The organism is Nonomuraea sp. NPDC049714 (genome assembly GCF_044465295.1).
Taxonomy (GTDB): domain Bacteria; phylum Actinomycetota; class Actinomycetes; order Streptosporangiales; family Streptosporangiaceae; genus Nonomuraea.
The window spans coordinates 40,449-54,691 of sequence record NZ_JBITLM010000017.1 but is presented as its reverse complement, the minus strand read 5'-3'; the positions used below and the strand labels follow the sequence as shown (position 1 = coordinate 54,691).

The window sequence follows — 14,243 nt, the reverse complement described above, 5'->3', positions numbered from 1 at the left end:
AGGCCTCCTTAGCGCGCGGTGCTCGTGTAGGGCAGCAGAGCCACCTCACGGGCATTCTTGATCGCGGTCGCCACGTCGCGCTGGTGCTGGGTGCAGTTGCCCGTCACCCGACGCGCACGGATCTTGCCGCGGTCGGAGATGAACTTCCGCAGCAGCGCGGTGTCCTTGTAGTCGACGTAGGAGATCTTGTCGTGGCAGAACAGGCAAACCTTCTTCTTCGGCTTGCGCAGTGCCGGCTTTGCCATCGTGGTGCTCCTTTCAGAGCCCCGCCGTCAAGCGGGAATGGGCCGAGGTGGACAGGTGGATCGGAAAGGGATCTTCCGGTTAGAAAGGCGGTTCGTCGCTGAAGTCGCCGCCGCCGCCGAAGCCGCCGGACGAGGACCCGCCCTGCTGCTGGCCGCCGCCGCCACCCTGGAAACCGCCGCCACCGCCGCCGAAGCCGCCGCCCCCCTGGGGCGAGGCAGGCGTGGCAGAGGCCCACGGGTCGTCGGCCGGACCGCCGCCGAAGCCGCCGCCACCGCCGCCGCCCTGACGGGAGGTGCGGTTGACCTTGGCCGTGGCGTTACGCAGAGACGGGCCGACCTCGTCGACCTCGACCTCGTAGACGGTGCGCTTCTCGCCTTCCTTGGTCTCGTAAGACCGTTGCTTGAGCCGCCCCTGAACGATGACCCGCATGCCGCGCTGGAGGCTCTCGGCGGCGTTCTCCGCCGCCTGCCGCCACACGTTGCAGGTCAGGAAGAGGCTCTCGCCGTCCTTCCACTCGTTGGTCTGACGATCCATGAACCGCGGAGTGGACGCGATGCGGAATCGAGCCACCGCTTGCCCCGTGGGGGTGAAGCGCAGCTCCGGGTCGTCGACAAGGTTGCCGACGATGGTGATTACGGTGTCGCCTGCTGCCATGGCTAGCGCTCGCCTTCCTGCACGCCTTCGTCTTCGGTTACGGCTCAGAGTACGGCCGCCGCCCGACAAAAAGCCGGGCAACGAGCTGCTTAGTGCACGTCGGGACGCAGGACCTTGGTGCGCAGAATGCCCTCGTTGAGGTTCATCTGGCGGTCGAGCTCCTTGACCGTCGCGGGCTGCGCGGACAGGTCGATGACGGCGTAGATGCCTTCGGACTTCTTGTCGATGTCGTAGGCAAGACGGCGACGGCCCCAGACGTCGACCTTCTCCACAGTGCCGCCGTCATTGCGGACCACGGTGAGGAACTGGTCAAGGGACGGCGCCACGGTGCGCTCATCGAGCGAAGGGTCCAAAATGACCATTACTTCGTAACGACGCATGCGGGACTCCAACCTCCTCTGGACTTTTGCGGTCACGACACTCTGCCGTGACAGGAGGACGCTGCGCGGATCCCGGGGCGCCCATATCGGCCCCTCGGGGTGACGGATCATCCATCACAACGCAGCGTGTCCAGGTTACCAGTCGCGCAAAGGTGGGAAGGCACCTAGGAAACCTAGGGGGTGCTTTCGCTGTGCCGCACCTGCTCCAACCCTCACAGAACGAGCGGTTCAGGCTCACACTCAACACCGACGGCAGATCCCACCCGGTCGAGAACATCCTCGCGGTCAGCACGCTGGTCTGCGGACTCGCCGCCTTCGCGGGGACCTTCTTCCCCGGGGGTCACGTCGTCTCGTCCTGGTTCGGCACGCTCGGCTTCGGCATCGGGCTCTACTCCCAGTATGTCTCGGCCACCACGCCGCAGCGCTCGCTCAACATCATCGGTCTCGTGGCGTCGTTCGTGGGTGCCGCCCTGGGCATCGCCAGAGGCGGCTTCCTGCCGTGACACCGGCGGCCCCGGTCGTCGCCCGGGGCCGTCCGGGATATCGGTCAACCGCCGATGCGCAGGTCCACGCCGAGCAGGACCAGGAACCAGAGGAAGACCGCGAGCAGCGCCTCGGCGATGTCCTTGAGGATCGCCGGCGTGATGTAGTCGTACACCCAGGCCACGTACAGGCCGATGACCACGTAGATCAGGATGATTAAGGAGCGCAGCCGCCAGCGGCTCATATCGTTCTCCTCGCGTAGGGGGTCCAAGGCGACTTCCCGAGCGCGGGTCCGGCAAACGGATAGGCTCCTGGCATGGTGCGCATCGGAGCTCACGTCGGTCAGGACGACCCCGCCGCCCACGCCGCGGCGATCGGCGCCGAGGTGGTGCAGTTCTTCCTCGGCAACCCGCAGGGCTACAAGAAGCCGGAGTTGCCCACCGTGCCGGTCGAGGGCGTCGACATCTTCATCCACGCCCCTTACCTGGTGAACGTGGCCTCGACCAACAACCGCATCAGGATCCCCAGCCGCAAGCTGCTCGCCCAGCATCTGGAGGCGGCGGCGGGCATCGGCGCCAAGGGCCTGATCGTGCACGGCGGCCACCTCAACGCCGGCGACGACCCGCAGGCGGGCTTCGACAACTGGCGCAAGGTCTTCGAGCGCCTGGAGTGCCCCATCCCGGTGCTGATCGAGAACACCGCGGGCGGCGACAACGCGATGGCCCGCAGCCTGGAGCGGCTCGCCCGGCTCTGGGACGCCCTCGACGGCTTCGACGTGGGCTTCTGCCTCGACACCTGCCACGCGCACGCCGGCGGCGAGGACCTGTCCGGCATCGTCGACCGGGTCAAGGCCATCACCGGCCGGATCGACCTGGTCCACTGCAACGACTCGCGCGACGACTTCGGCACGGGCGCCGACCGCCACGCCAACCTGGGCAAGGGCAGGATCGACCCGGAGCTGATCCTGGAGGTGTGCCGGGCGGCTGGGGCGCCGATCGTGGTGGAGACCCCGGCGGAGGGCCAGGCGGAGGACATCGCCTTCCTGCGGAAGAACCTCTAGCCGATACACACAGCCTGTGGATAACTTCCCTGGATTACCGATGACCGAAAGTGGGTAGAGGCCTTACCCCGCCCAGGCGCCCGACAGGAAGCGGACGGTGTTGAGCACCATCAGCGGCCCCGACACCAGCGCGTAGACGACGATCACCCACGGCCGCCTGGTCGCGAGCCCGGCGATCGCCACCCAGAGCGGAAACCACAGCAGCAGCGAGCGTGGCAGCGACAGATAGTAGGCCGACGTCATCAGCGCCGCCGCCTGCAGCCCCACGTAGACCGCCTCGCTCCATCTGCGCAGGACCAGCAGCCAGACCAGGGCCGCCACCGCGACCACCGCCCCGGCGATCTCCATGCGGAAGGGCGCCGCCGCCTCGCCCTCGCCCATGGCCGCCTGCCAGGTCACCGTCCAGGCGTCCCACGGCCACACCAGCTCCCGCCCCCAACCGGCCTCCTGCGCGCTCTTCCACGCCAGCCAGTCCCCGGTGCGGGTGAAGTGATAGAAGGAGTACGCCGCCAGCGGCAGGAACGGCACCACCAGCCAGGGCGCGCGGCGTACCGGCTGACCGCTCCTCCAGAACTCCACGATCAGGGCCGCAGCCAGGAACAGCCCCGTGATCCGCACGCACGACGCGCCCGCCGCCAGCACGGCGGCCGCGGCCCAGCGTTCCCGGCGGGCGGCCAGCCAGGCGGGGATCGCGAACGCCAGGAAGAGCGACTCGCTGTAGCCCGCGGTGAGGAACACGGCCACCGGGAAGAGCACCAGCGCCAGCACCGCGGCCCAACCGCGCGCGCCCTCCAGCTCCGCCAGCCTGGCCAGCGCGACCATGGCCACCGCCCCGGCGACCAGCGAGACGATCAGCCCGGCGGCCGACCAGTCCGGAACCACGAGGTGGACCGCCCGCAGCACCAGCGGCATGCCCGGGAAGAAGGCGGGCAGCCCCGCGTCCGGCTGCCGGCCGGGCTCGCCGTCGTAGCCGTACTCCGCGATCGTGACGAACAGCCCGGCGTCCCACTGCCTCCACCTGTGCAGGTATTGGCCGAAGGACACGCCGAGCAACGTCATCAGCAGCAGCCCGGCACGCGAGCCGAACCAGACCACCAGAGCGTCCCTGGCCGGGGAACGGGTGAGCATGCGGCTAGGTGGCGGCCCTCAGCGTGAACCGGTCGGGAGCCTCGTCGAAGACCCCGCCGACCTGGTCGTCCACGCCGGCCTGCCGTACCACGTCCTTGTCCGGTCGCAGGATGTCGCGCACCACGAAGGCCATCATGATGGCGATCGTGATGATGCGCCCCCAGACGGCGGTGAAGTAGGTGTCGTCGCCGATGCCGAGGTCCGCCCGGCTGACCGGCGGCTGGCCCAGCAGGTAGAGCCAGATGGCGAAGAAATACCACACCTCGGCCACCTGCCACAGCGCCAGCGGCTTCCAGTTGGGCCTGGCCAGCACGGCGAGGGGCACCAGCCACAGCACGAACTGCGGCGACCACACCTTGTTCGTCATCATGAAGGCGGCCAGCGCGAGGAAGCAGATCTGCGCCAGGCGCGGCCGGCGGGGCGCCGCCAGGGTGAGGACCGCGATGCCGAGGCAGAACAGCGCCAGCGAGACCATGCCCAGCAGGCTGACGTCCGAGGTGCCGAGCACCGGCCAGCCCTTGGTCTGGAAGAACAGCCAGGGCGAGCCCCAGTCGACGCCGCGCTCCTGGGAGAAGACGTAGAACCGCCGCCAGCCGTCCCAGGCGAAGATCATGAACGGCAGGTTGACCACGAGCCACGCCGCCGCGGCCGAGCCCATCGTGACGAGGAACGGCCGCCAGCGCGCGGTGCGCAGCGTGAGCAGGAACAGCGCGCCGACGAACATCAGCGGGTAGAACTTGGTGGCGATCGCCAGCCCCAGCAGCACCCCGGCCAGCACCTGCCGCTGCCTGGCCCAGGCCAGCAGCATGCCCATGCTCAGCGCGCCCGCGACCAGGTCCCAGTTGATGTAGGCGGCCAGGATCACGGCGGGCGCGAGCGCGTACCACGCGGCGTCCCAGCGCCTGGTCGGGCCGGCCACCGCCGCCATCAGCAGCACGCCTGCCACAAGGCTGACGCCCATCAGGATGACGGTGAGGTCGTAGAACAGGACCCCCTGCGCCGGCACCGACGGCTCCAGGTTGCGGACGAGCCAGCCGATCGCCTGCATGACCTCGCCGAGCACCACCGGATACTCGACGTGCTTGTCGAACGGGACGTCGGCGAAGTACGGGTTCTGGGTGGCGAGCTGCCTGTCGAAGTAGAGCGGGTAGATGTCGGAATAGCAGAAGTTGGTGTAGGTGGTGACCTGGTCGTTCCAGCCGCCGCTGCGGCAGGGCAGCCGCACCAGGTAGGCGAGCGTCGCCCCCAGGGCCGCGAACAGCCCCAGGGGGAGATACGGCACGGCGCGCGCGATGAAGGGCAGGCGCGCCCGCGTCGTCGTGGTCACTGCTGCTCGCGCCTGCTCGGCATCGACGATTCGGGCATGGTCGCCTGGCCGGCACCGTCCTGGTCACCCAGGAAGCCGGTGTCCTCCTCGCCGTTCTCGGGGAAGTCGTCCACGTTGGGGTCGACGGAGACGTTGCTGTCCTCGTCACACGGCTCGACGAAGCCGCACGACTCGTCGGGTCCCTGGTCGAGGTTGTCCGGGTCGGGCGTCGGGGTCGGCGTCGAGGTGGGCTCCGGCTTGGGGACCAGGTCCTCGGAGATGCCGGTGTCGGCGCGCGGCGGGAACGGCACGACCTTCTGGCCCTTGGTGGCCTCGGTCATGAAGGTCTTCCAGATGGCCGCCGGATAGGTGGCACCCTGGAAGCCGGCGCCCAGCGGGACCTCGAACGCCGTGCTGTACGGGTTCTGCATGGTGTACTTCTTGCTCTTGCCCCTGGCCCACGGGCAGGTGTCGTTCACCGGCTTGACGACCTTGCCGCCCTTGGTCCTGCACTCCTGGCGGAACATGCCGACCGCGGTGGAGATCTGCGAGGTGAACCCGACGTACCAGGCTTCCTTGTTCTCGTTGTTGGTGCCGGTCTTGCCACCCGTCGGCCGGTCGTACAGCGCGGCGCTGCGGCCGGTGCCGGACTTGACCACGGCCTGGAGCGCGGCGGTGGCGTCGGCGGCGGCCTCGGGCGAGATGACCTGCGTGGCCGTCTTGTCCTCGGTGAAGACGATATTTCCGGACTTGTCCTCGACCTTGATGATGACGTGGTTGTCGAAGTGCTTGCCGCCGTTGGCGAAGATCGAGTAGCCGCCCGCCTGCTCGACGGCCGTCACCTGGCTACTGCCGATGGTGATCAGGTAGTGGTGGCGGGACTCGGCGTCCTTGAGCCTGGCCTCGTTGAGCCCGGCCTTGGAGGCGATGTCGATCACCTTGTCCAGCCCGACCTTCTCCCCCATCTTCGCGTAGGCGGTGTTGATGGAGTTGGCCGTGGCGGCGACGACGTCCACGGCCGAGGCCTTCATGGAGTGATCGTTGTCGATGGGCGTGGTGTTGGGCAGCTTGACCGGACCCTTGGTGGGCACCCAGCTGCGCAGGCTGTAGCCGACGTCCAGCCATGCGGCCAGGACGTACGGCTTGAACGCCGAGGCTGCCTGCTTCTGCGACAGGAAGGCGTCGTTCCACGCGTCCTTGGCGTAGTCGTCGCCGCCGTAGAAGGCCAGGATCCGGCCGTTGGTCGGGTTGACGGCCGCCAGCATGGCGTTGATCTCCGTGGTGAGGCTGCCCGTGTGCTGGTTCACCGCGGTCTTGGCGGCCCGCATGAGCTTCGGGTCCAGCGTCGAGTAGATCCGGTAGCCGCCCTTGTCGACGTCTTCCCTGCTGATGCTGCGCGCTTCGAGCTCGTTGAGCACCGCCTCGACCATGTAGCCCCTGAGCCCTTGGAAGTAGTCCTTGGGCTTGTACTTGATCCGCTTGGGCGCCGTGGGGGTCTTCGCGGCCAGGCCGCCGTAGGCCTGTGGGTTGAGCTTGGCCATCTGGCGGATCACGTAGTCGTAGCGGAACTCGGTCGCCTCGAGCTTGCCCGCCTTCTCGGCCAGGTCGAAGGCGTCGGGGTTCTGGATCCGGCCCGCGAGGTAGGCGCCCTGTTCCGGGGTGAGCTTCTCTACCTTCTTGTTGAAGAAGGCGTCGGCCGCCGCGCCGATGCCGTAGGCGCCCCGGCCGAAGTAGATGGTGTTGAGGTACTGCTCGAGGATCTGCTCCTTGGGCAGCTGCTTGTTCAGCTTGACCGCGACGAAGATCTCCTTGACCTTGCGCTGGATGGTGCGCTCCTGGGAGAGGCCGTCGTAGTAGGCCCGCGCCATCTGCTGGGTGATCGTGGAGGCGCCCTGCACCTGCTCGCCGGAGACGGTGCTCCAGAGCGAGCGCACCATGCCGCTGAAGGAGATGCCGGCGTCCTCGCGGAAGGTGTCGTTCTCGGCGGCGATGACGGCGTCCTGGACCGCGCGCGGCACCTGCTGCAGTTTGAGGGGGACGCGCTTGGTGCCGAGCCTGGCCAGCTCCTTGCCGTGCGCGTCGTAGATGATGCTCTCTTGGTCCTTGACGCCGTCCTGCACCTGGCTCTGCGTCGGCACGGGCGTGTTGGCGTAGGCGACCGCGATCATGCCGAAGACGCCGGCGGAGAGCACGACGAAGCTGGCCACGACGATCTTCCAGCTGGGGATGAACCGCCGCCACCTGGGCCTGTCGCCGTCCTCGGGCGGGCGTGGCGGCTCGGCCGGCCCGCCGGGGCCGCCTCCGCTCCTGCGCGCGCGCCGGGGGGCGTCGCTGACCATGGTCTCCTGGTTGCTGCGCGAGCGGGTCTCCTGCTCACCGCTGCCGCGCCGACGGGAGCCCTGGGGGGCGCGCCTGCGGGGCTCGTGCTCCGGCGAGGGCCCAGGGGAGGGCGCCGGGCCGTGGGACGGGCCGTGGGACGGCGCCGGGCCCGGCGGGCGCGGATTTCCGCGCGGCCCGGGCTCGTTGTACGGCGTCGGCTCGTTGCGTCGGGGAGGCTCGTTGCGCGAGGTCGCCTCGTTACGCGGGGTCGGCTCGTTGTACGCCTGGGCGGCCATCGCGCCGGTCTGCTCGTAGGCGGCCTCGGGACGACGGGAGGGCGGCGCCTCACCCCAGCCGGACTCGCCTGTCTGCGGCGCCTGGGGCATGGAGCGGGATGAGTTGGAGCGGCGGCGCCTTCCCGGGCGGGCCGCCCCCTCATTGCTGCTGTAACTCACACGTCCTCACATCGTCGTCGGAATAGCACGGCGGTTCTGGGGTGTGACTCCTCGCCGTCCTCGGTGACTGCTGTGTCGCGCCTACTGAAGGCTGGCAACTGATCGCGCCCGTTACCGAGGACGAACGAGGCCGTCAAGCGATTCCAGGAACAACCTTGGCAGACCTCGACCATGTTCACCCGGAACTCTTCGTAATCCTGCGCCATGTCGCCAGAGAGTCACCACGTGAACGGGTGGATCGGACCACCGCCTGCCTCGTCAGGCCGCCGTCCACCACCCTTCTCTGTGACCACATGAGCGCCAGACTACGGCTTTTTACGGATTCATCCCAACGACTTGGGGAAGTCGTCGATTGCGGCATATAGCGGCGCGACGTATCCTCAAGATGTATCGGCTCGATACATCGACGCGAGAGGGGGCGGTTCCCTTGGCCAGCGGACAGGGCAGAGTGCTGGAACTGGCCGTGCTCGGGTCGCTGCACGAGACGCCGCTACACGGCTATGAGCTGCGCAAACGGCTCAACGCCCTGCTGGGGATGTTCCGTGCGTTCTCCTACGGTTCGCTCTACCCCTGCCTGCGGTCGCTGCTGGAGCAAGGGCTCATCGCGGAGGAGCAGCCGGCTCCCACCACGATCGTGGGCGGCAGATCGAAGATCGTCTACAAGCTCACGGCGGAGGGCAAGGAGCGCCTCCAGGACATGCTCACCCAGGCCGGTCCCTCAGCCTGGGAGGACGAAAGCTTCGGCGTCCACTTCGCGTTCTTCAGGCACACCGAGGCCGAAGTCCGCCTGCGCATCCTCGAAGGCCGCCGTAGCCGCCTCGAAGAGCGCCTCGACAGCGTCCGCACCGCCCTGGCCCGCACCAGGGAGCGGCTCGACAGCTACACGCTCGAGCTGCAACGTCACGGGCTCGAATCCGTCGAGCGCGAGGTCCGGTGGCTGAACGAGTTGATCGCAACGGAGAGAAAGGCCTCACAAGGGCCTGAGAGAGATACCACGTCAAGTGATGAGTAAGGGAGCGAGTGCGATGGGTTCGGTTCGCGTGGCCATTGTCGGTGTCGGCAACTGCGCGTCGTCGCTGGTCCAGGGCGTTCACTATTACAGGGACGCCGACCCGGCCGTCCGGGTGCCGGGCCTGATGCACGTGAAGTTCGGCGACTACCACGTCGGCGACGTCGAGTTCGTCGCCGCCTTCGACGTGGACGCCAAGAAGGTCGGCCGGGACCTGTCCGAGGCGATCGTCGCCAGCGAGAACAACACCATCAAGATCACCGATGTGCCGCCGACGGGAGTGACGGTCCAGCGCGGCCACACCTTCGACGGCCTGGGCGAGTTCTACAGCGACATCATCGAGGAGTCCGACGAGTCGCCCGTCGACGTGGTCCAGGTGCTGCGTGACAACCAGGTCGACGTGCTGGTGTCCTACCTGCCCGTGGGCTCGGAGGACGCCGACCGCTTCTACGCCCAGTGCGCGATCGACGCCAAGGTCGCCTTCGTCAACGCGCTGCCGGTCTTCATCGCCTCCGACCCCGTGTGGGCCGAGAAGTTCACCGAGGCGGGCGTGCCGATCGTCGGCGACGACATCAAGTCCCAGGTCGGCGCCACCATCACGCACCGCGTCATGGCCAAGCTGTTCGAGGACCGCGGCGTCGAGCTGCTGCGCACCTACCAGCTCAACTTCGGCGGCAACATGGACTTCATGAACATGCTGGAGCGCAAGCGCCTCCAGTCCAAGAAGATCTCCAAGACGCAGTCGGTCACCTCGCAGATCCCGCACGAGATGGCCAGAGCCGACGTGCACATCGGCCCGTCGGACCACGTGCCGTGGCTCGACGACCGCAAGTGGGCCTACGTGCGCCTCGAAGGACGCTCCTTCGGCGACACCCCGCTCAGCCTGGAGTACAAGCTGGAGGTCTGGGACTCCCCCAACTCGGCCGGCATCATCATCGACGCCGTCCGCGCCGCCAAGATCGCGCTCGACCGCGGCATCGGGGGCCCGATCCTGAGCGCTTCCTCGTACTTCATGAAGTCGCCGCCGGAGCAGTACTCCGACGACGAGGCGCGCGACTACGTCGAGAAGTTCATCCGGGGCGAGGTCGAGCGCTGAGCCCCGCTGATCCCTGCGGCGCCGCAGCGCGCCGCAGGGATCAGTCGAGCCGTACGCGAGCCGCGGGCGGCAGCTCGTCGTCCGGGGCCGTGGGCCAGCGCAGCGGGTCGGGGCCGAGCGCGGTCAGCAGCGGCACCTGCTCCCGGCACCAGGGGGAGATCTCCAGCAGGCCACCCCGCACGCCCTGGGTGAAGTCGCTCCACGGCATCCAGCGGGTGTCGTCCACCTCGTCCGGGTTGGGCGCCTCGGCGAGGTCGACCGTCACGCGGTAGACCGGGCAGAGCTCGTGCTCGACGATCCCGTTGCCCATGACCGCCCGGTAGGAGAAGCGCGGCAGCACCAGGTCGGCGCGCTGGACGGTGAGCCCGAGCTCGTAGGAGAGCCTGCGGAGAACCGCCCGGTCCAGCGGCTCGCCGGGCATCGGATGGCCGCAGCAGCTGTTGGTCCACACGCCCGGCCAGGTGAGCTTGTGGGTGGCCCGCCTGGTCAGCAGCACCCGTCCTGCCCGGTCGAAGACGTAGCTCGAGAAGGCCAGGTGCAGAGGCGTCTCCCGGCCGTGCACCGACAGCTTGGGGGCGGTCCCGAGCGCGTGGCCGGTGTCGTCAACGAGTACCACGTGTTCCACAATCGTCACGCTGTGAAGCGTACGTCTTCAGGGGCTCCGCCAGAACCCCGTTGCCCACCTGCTGCGCCAACCTCCGAGGACACCCGATCATCGCACCGCCGGGGCTAGGCTGACGACGTGTCTTTCGTCGCCGATCTACGAGTGGTTCTCAAGGGGCGGGACTTCAGACGGTTGTTCGGCACCCGGCTGGTCTCCCAGTTCTCCGATGGGATCTTCCAGTTCGGCGTCGCCGGATTCGCCTTCTTCAGCCCGGAGAACCAGACGACCGCCCTAGGGGTGGCCACCGGACTGGCCGTCCTGTTGCTGCCCTACAGCATCCTCGGCCCGTTCGTCGGGGTGTTCATCGACCGCTGGTCGCGGCGGCAGATCCTGATGATCGCGCCGATCGTACGGGGTGCGATGCTGCTCGCGACCGCGGGACTGGTGGCGGCCGACGTGCCGGACCCGTTCTTCTACGCCGCCGCGCTCGGTGTGCTGGGCGTCAACAGGTTCTTCCTGGCCGCGCTCGGCGCGTCGCTGCCGCACGTGGTGCCACAGGACCGGCTGATGGCGGCCAACGCGGTCACGCCGACCTCCGGCACCGTGCTCACCTTCATCGGCGTGGGATTCGGATTCCTGCTCCGAGGGCTGTTCGGCAGCGGAGATCTCGGGGTCGCGCTGCTGCTGGCCACCTCCGGCGTGATGTTCGGACTCAGCGCGCTGATCGCCCGCACGATGGAGCGCTCGCTGCTCGGCCCGTCTTACGACCCCGACCGGCCGCAGGCGCGCGAGGCCCTGCGCAACGTGGTCGCCGGCCTGGCCGACGGCGCCAGGCACCTCATCCACCACCGCGTCGCCGCCGCCACCATGGGCGCGATGGCGGCCCACCGCTTCTTCTACGGCATGGCCACGGCGCTCGGCATCATCCTCTACCGCTACTACTTCACCGACGGCGACCCCGACGCGGCGCTGCGCGGCATCGGCCTGGTCGTCGCCACCTCCGGCGTCGGCTACTTCCTCGCCGTGATCATCACCCCGTACGCCACCGAGCGCTTCACCATCGTGCGCTGGGTGCCCATCGCGATGACCGTGGCGGGCCTGCTCGCGGCGGTGCTCGTCCTGCCGTTCCAGACGTGGGGGCTGCCGATCGCCGGCTTCGTGCTCGGCATCGCCGGGCAGAGCGTCAAGATCTGCGCCGACACCACCGTGCAGCGCGACGTCCAGGACGCCTACCTCGGCCGCGCCTTCTCCATCTACGACATGCTGTTCAACGGCATGTACGTGCTGGCCGCGGCGCTGTCGGCGACCATCCTGCCGCCGAACGGCAAGTCCTACCTCGCCGTCGCGATCATCGCGGCCGGCTATGTGGCGAGCGGGCTGGCCTACCGGGCGCTCACCCAGCAGCGGGTGCCGATCACGTCGTGACCACGCCGCCGTCGCGCGCCCACTCGCGCAGCGCCTCGGTGGCCGCCTCCTTGCCGATCATGCCCTTGTCCAGCCGCAGCTCCAGCAGGAACTTGTACGCCTGGCCCACCACCGGCCCCGGGCCGACGCCCAGCACCCGCTGGATCTCGTTGCCGTCGAGCTCGGGCCGGATCTTGGCCAGCTCCTCCTCGTCGGCGAGGCGGGCGATGCGCTCCTCCAGCTGGTCGTAACTGCGTGACAGGGCCGCGGCCTTACGCTTGTTGCGGGTGGTGCAGTCGGCCCTGGTCAGCTTGTGCAGCCGGTCGAGCAGGTGGCTGCCGTCGCGGACGTAGCGGCGCACGGCGCTGTCGGTCCACTCGCCCGTGCCGTAGCCGTGGAAGCGCAGGTGGAGCTCCACCAGGCGGGAGACGTCGTTCACCACGTCCTTGGGGAACCTGAGCTCGGTCATCCGCTTCTTGGTCATCTGCGCGCCCACCACCTCGTGGTGGTGGAAGGAGACCCGCCCGCCCTGCTCGTGCCGGCGCGTCTTGGGCTTGCCGACGTCGTGCATGAGCGCGGCCCAGCGCAGGATCCGATCCGGCTTGCCGTCCTCCTCCTGGGCGATGGCCTGGTCGAGGACGGTCAGCGTGTGGTCGTAGACGTCCTTGTGCCGGTGGTGCTCGTCGATCTCCAGGCGGAGCTTGGGCAGCTCGGGCAGGACGTGGGCGGCCAGCCCGGTCTCCACGAGCAGGCGCAGGCCCTCGCGCGGGTTGGCGCCGCAGATCAGCTTGTCGAGCTCGTCGCGGATCCGTTCGGCGGAGACGATCTCGATCCGCTCGGCCATCGCGGTCATCGCCGCGAGGGCCGCCTCGTGCACCCTGAAGCCGAGCTGGGAGGCGAACCTGGCGGCGCGGAGCATGCGCAGCGGGTCGTCGTCGAAGGACCGCTCGGGCGCGCCAGGGGTGCGCAGCAGCTTGGCCGCCGCGTCAGGCAGGCCGCCGTAGGGGTCGACGAACTCGTGCGACGGCAGCCGCACCGCCATCGCGTTGACCGCGAAGTCGCGCCGCTCCAGGTCGGCCTCCAGCGTCTCGCCGTACATCACCTCGGGTTTGCGTGACTTCGGGTCGTACGCCTCGCTGCGGTAGGTGGTGATCTCGATCAGCCAGCCGCCCTTGCGCAGGCCCACGGTGCCGAAGTCGATGCCGATGGTCCAGACCGAGTCGGCCCAGTCGCGCACGATCTCCAGCACCCGCTCGGGGCGGGCGTCGGTGGTCAGGTCGAGGTCGTTGCCGACCCGGCCGAGCAGGAGGTCGCGCACCGGGCCGCCGACGAGCGCGAGCTCGTGGCCCTGGGCGGCGAACAGCCGGCCTAGCTCATCGGCCACAGGAGCGACCTTGCGGAACAGATCGCCCATGGCGCGCTGCTGGATTTCGGTCAGATTTGAGTCGGACAAGCTGGGTAGGTCCTTCGATTCCGGAACATATCCCCCGAGCCACACCGGGTCCGGGTTACCTTCGGTCAGGGGACCGACGACGCCATCGTATGAGGCAAGGAGGTCTGATGAAGGATGCCCTCGCGATCCACCGCTGGCTCCTCGCGCACCAGATCCACCATGAGATCGTACGCCTTCCGCGCCCCATGACCGGCGCGGAGGAGCTACCCGAGACGATCCCCACCGCGCCCGGCCGATGTGTCACGGTCACGGTGTTCGAAGTGGCCCCGCGGGTGGGACGCGAGCTCGTCGTGGCGGTCGTCTCCACGCTGGCCACGCCCCCGGCGCCCGGGATCATCGGCGGCCTGTTCGGCGTCCGCCAGGCACGCCACGCGCCCGCGCACGTGGTGAACGCGGCCACCGACTACGCCGCCGGCCTGGTCAGCCCGCTGCTGCTGCCCGGCGAGCTGACCGTGCTGATCGACGACCGGCTGCGACCGGACCCGGACCCCGTCTTCACCGCCACCGGTGATCGGCACACCGCCCTCGCCCTGCGCGCCTTCGACCTGCTCGCACTCATGACGGGCAAGACAGTGGATCTACGGGTTCCCGGGCCCAGGGCGCAACTGGAGGCGGTCGCGCCGCGGCACTGAACCCGTACCATTGC

At 68.9% G+C, this 14,243-nt stretch carries 16 protein-coding genes; 6 read left to right on the top strand and 10 right to left on the bottom strand.

Annotation, left to right across the window (positions count from 1 at the left end):
- Positions 1 to 8: 8 nt before the first annotated feature.
- The 3 genes from rpsR to rpsF all read right to left on the bottom strand — a co-directional run bounded on the left by rpsR (position 9) and on the right by rpsF (position 1,280).
- Positions 9 to 245, bottom strand: a complete 237-nt coding sequence (rpsR, locus tag ACIBQX_RS44235) for a 30S ribosomal protein S18 (protein WP_020543048.1) — start codon at positions 243 to 245, stop codon at positions 9 to 11.
- Positions 246 to 324: 79 nt separating this feature from the next.
- Positions 325 to 900, bottom strand: coding sequence for a single-stranded DNA-binding protein (locus tag ACIBQX_RS44230; protein WP_397015613.1), 576 nt, complete (start codon positions 898 to 900; stop codon positions 325 to 327).
- 89 nt (positions 901 to 989) lie between these two features.
- Positions 990 to 1,280 (bottom strand): 30S ribosomal protein S6, encoded by a 291-nt coding sequence (gene rpsF, locus ACIBQX_RS44225; RefSeq protein ID WP_106242878.1) that lies wholly within the window; start codon positions 1,278 to 1,280, stop codon positions 990 to 992.
- Positions 1,281 to 1,471: 191 nt separating this feature from the next.
- On the opposite strand from rpsF, the gene ACIBQX_RS44220 reads away from it, so the two are divergent.
- Positions 1,472 to 1,783, top strand: coding sequence for a hypothetical protein (locus ACIBQX_RS44220; protein WP_397015612.1), 312 nt, complete (start codon positions 1,472 to 1,474; stop codon positions 1,781 to 1,783).
- Positions 1,784 to 1,827: 44 nt separating this feature from the next.
- Here ACIBQX_RS44220 and ACIBQX_RS44215 read toward each other — a convergent pair whose 3' ends face one another.
- A complete protein-coding gene (locus ACIBQX_RS44215; protein WP_397015610.1) occupies positions 1,828 to 2,007 on the bottom strand; it encodes a hypothetical protein in 180 nt (59 codons plus the stop codon).
- 72 nt (positions 2,008 to 2,079) lie between these two features.
- Between ACIBQX_RS44215 and ACIBQX_RS44210 the strand changes: the two genes are divergently transcribed.
- Complete coding sequence (locus ACIBQX_RS44210; RefSeq protein WP_397015608.1) at positions 2,080 to 2,823, top strand: deoxyribonuclease IV; 744 nt, start codon at positions 2,080 to 2,082, stop codon at positions 2,821 to 2,823.
- 63 nt (positions 2,824 to 2,886) lie between these two features.
- On the opposite strand, the gene ACIBQX_RS44205 is transcribed toward ACIBQX_RS44210, so the two are convergent.
- The 4 genes from ACIBQX_RS44205 to ACIBQX_RS44190 form a co-directional block, all read right to left on the bottom strand.
- Positions 2,887 to 3,951, bottom strand: coding sequence for a mannosyltransferase family protein (locus tag ACIBQX_RS44205; RefSeq protein WP_397015606.1), 1,065 nt, complete (start codon positions 3,949 to 3,951; stop codon positions 2,887 to 2,889).
- 4 nt (positions 3,952 to 3,955) lie between these two features.
- Positions 3,956 to 5,278 carry a glycosyltransferase family 87 protein gene (locus ACIBQX_RS44200; RefSeq protein ID WP_397015604.1) on the bottom strand — a complete coding sequence of 441 codons (1,323 nt, stop codon included), beginning with the start codon at positions 5,276 to 5,278 and terminating at the stop codon, positions 3,956 to 3,958.
- Complete coding sequence (locus ACIBQX_RS44195) at positions 5,275 to 7,962, bottom strand: transglycosylase domain-containing protein (protein ID WP_397015602.1); 2,688 nt, start codon at positions 7,960 to 7,962, stop codon at positions 5,275 to 5,277. The genes ACIBQX_RS44200 and ACIBQX_RS44195 overlap by 4 nt, the downstream gene beginning before the upstream one ends.
- A gap of 65 nt (positions 7,963 to 8,027) precedes the next feature.
- Positions 8,028 to 8,204, bottom strand: a complete 177-nt coding sequence (locus ACIBQX_RS44190; protein ID WP_397015974.1) for a hypothetical protein — start codon at positions 8,202 to 8,204, stop codon at positions 8,028 to 8,030.
- Positions 8,205 to 8,458: 254 nt separating this feature from the next.
- Here ACIBQX_RS44190 and ACIBQX_RS44185 point away from each other — a divergent pair, with 254 nt between their 5' ends.
- Positions 8,459 to 9,043: a PadR family transcriptional regulator gene (locus ACIBQX_RS44185; RefSeq protein WP_189137536.1), complete on the top strand. Its 585-nt coding sequence runs from the start codon at positions 8,459 to 8,461 to the stop codon at positions 9,041 to 9,043.
- Between the two features lie 13 nt (positions 9,044 to 9,056).
- Positions 9,057 to 10,136: an inositol-3-phosphate synthase gene (locus ACIBQX_RS44180; RefSeq protein ID WP_397015600.1), complete on the top strand. Its 1,080-nt coding sequence runs from the start codon at positions 9,057 to 9,059 to the stop codon at positions 10,134 to 10,136.
- A gap of 40 nt (positions 10,137 to 10,176) precedes the next feature.
- Here ACIBQX_RS44180 and idi read toward each other — a convergent pair whose 3' ends face one another.
- On the bottom strand, positions 10,177 to 10,770 hold the full coding sequence (gene idi, locus ACIBQX_RS44175; protein WP_397015598.1) for an isopentenyl-diphosphate Delta-isomerase: 594 nt from the start codon (positions 10,768 to 10,770) through the stop codon (positions 10,177 to 10,179).
- Between the two features lie 108 nt (positions 10,771 to 10,878).
- Between idi and ACIBQX_RS44170 the strand changes: the two genes are divergently transcribed.
- The gene (locus ACIBQX_RS44170) at positions 10,879 to 12,165 is read left to right on the top strand and encodes an MFS transporter (protein ID WP_397015596.1); all 1,287 of its coding nucleotides are present in this window, start codon (positions 10,879 to 10,881) and stop codon (positions 12,163 to 12,165) included.
- On the opposite strand, the gene ACIBQX_RS44165 is transcribed toward ACIBQX_RS44170, so the two are convergent.
- Positions 12,155 to 13,558: a CCA tRNA nucleotidyltransferase gene (locus ACIBQX_RS44165; protein WP_397015972.1), complete on the bottom strand. Its 1,404-nt coding sequence runs from the start codon at positions 13,556 to 13,558 to the stop codon at positions 12,155 to 12,157. The two genes, ACIBQX_RS44170 and ACIBQX_RS44165, sit on opposite strands and share 11 nt — an antisense overlap.
- 146 nt (positions 13,559 to 13,704) lie before the next feature.
- On the opposite strand from ACIBQX_RS44165, the gene ACIBQX_RS44160 reads away from it, so the two are divergent.
- Positions 13,705 to 14,229 carry an aminoacyl-tRNA deacylase gene (locus tag ACIBQX_RS44160; RefSeq protein WP_397015594.1) on the top strand — a complete coding sequence of 175 codons (525 nt, stop codon included), beginning with the start codon at positions 13,705 to 13,707 and terminating at the stop codon, positions 14,227 to 14,229.
- Positions 14,230 to 14,243: the final 14 nt, after the last annotated feature.

What these genes read in the sequence shown, in the direction of transcription:
- rpsR (WP_020543048.1), bottom strand. Translation starts at nt 245, where the DNA reads ATGGCAAAGCCGGCACTGCGCAAGCCGAAGAAGAAGGTTTGCCTGTTC.
- ACIBQX_RS44215 (WP_397015610.1), bottom strand. Translation starts at nt 2,007, where the DNA reads ATGAGCCGCTGGCGGCTGCGCTCCTTAATCATCCTGATCTACGTGGTC.
- ACIBQX_RS44165 (WP_397015972.1), bottom strand. Translation starts at nt 13,558, where the DNA reads ATGGGCGATCTGTTCCGCAAGGTCGCTCCTGTGGCCGATGAGCTAGGC.
- ACIBQX_RS44190 (WP_397015974.1), bottom strand. Translation starts at nt 8,204, where the DNA reads ATGGTCGAGGTCTGCCAAGGTTGTTCCTGGAATCGCTTGACGGCCTCG.
- ACIBQX_RS44180 (WP_397015600.1), top strand. Translation starts at nt 9,057, where the DNA reads ATGGGTTCGGTTCGCGTGGCCATTGTCGGTGTCGGCAACTGCGCGTCG.
- ACIBQX_RS44160 (WP_397015594.1), top strand. Translation starts at nt 13,705, where the DNA reads ATGAAGGATGCCCTCGCGATCCACCGCTGGCTCCTCGCGCACCAGATC.
- ACIBQX_RS44205 (WP_397015606.1), bottom strand. Translation starts at nt 3,951, where the DNA reads ATGCTCACCCGTTCCCCGGCCAGGGACGCTCTGGTGGTCTGGTTCGGC.
- rpsF (WP_106242878.1), bottom strand. Translation starts at nt 1,280, where the DNA reads ATGCGTCGTTACGAAGTAATGGTCATTTTGGACCCTTCGCTCGATGAG.
- ACIBQX_RS44230 (WP_397015613.1), bottom strand. Translation starts at nt 900, where the DNA reads ATGGCAGCAGGCGACACCGTAATCACCATCGTCGGCAACCTTGTCGAC.
- ACIBQX_RS44195 (WP_397015602.1), bottom strand. Translation starts at nt 7,962, where the DNA reads ATGCCCCAGGCGCCGCAGACAGGCGAGTCCGGCTGGGGTGAGGCGCCG.
- ACIBQX_RS44210 (WP_397015608.1), top strand. Translation starts at nt 2,080, where the DNA reads ATGGTGCGCATCGGAGCTCACGTCGGTCAGGACGACCCCGCCGCCCAC.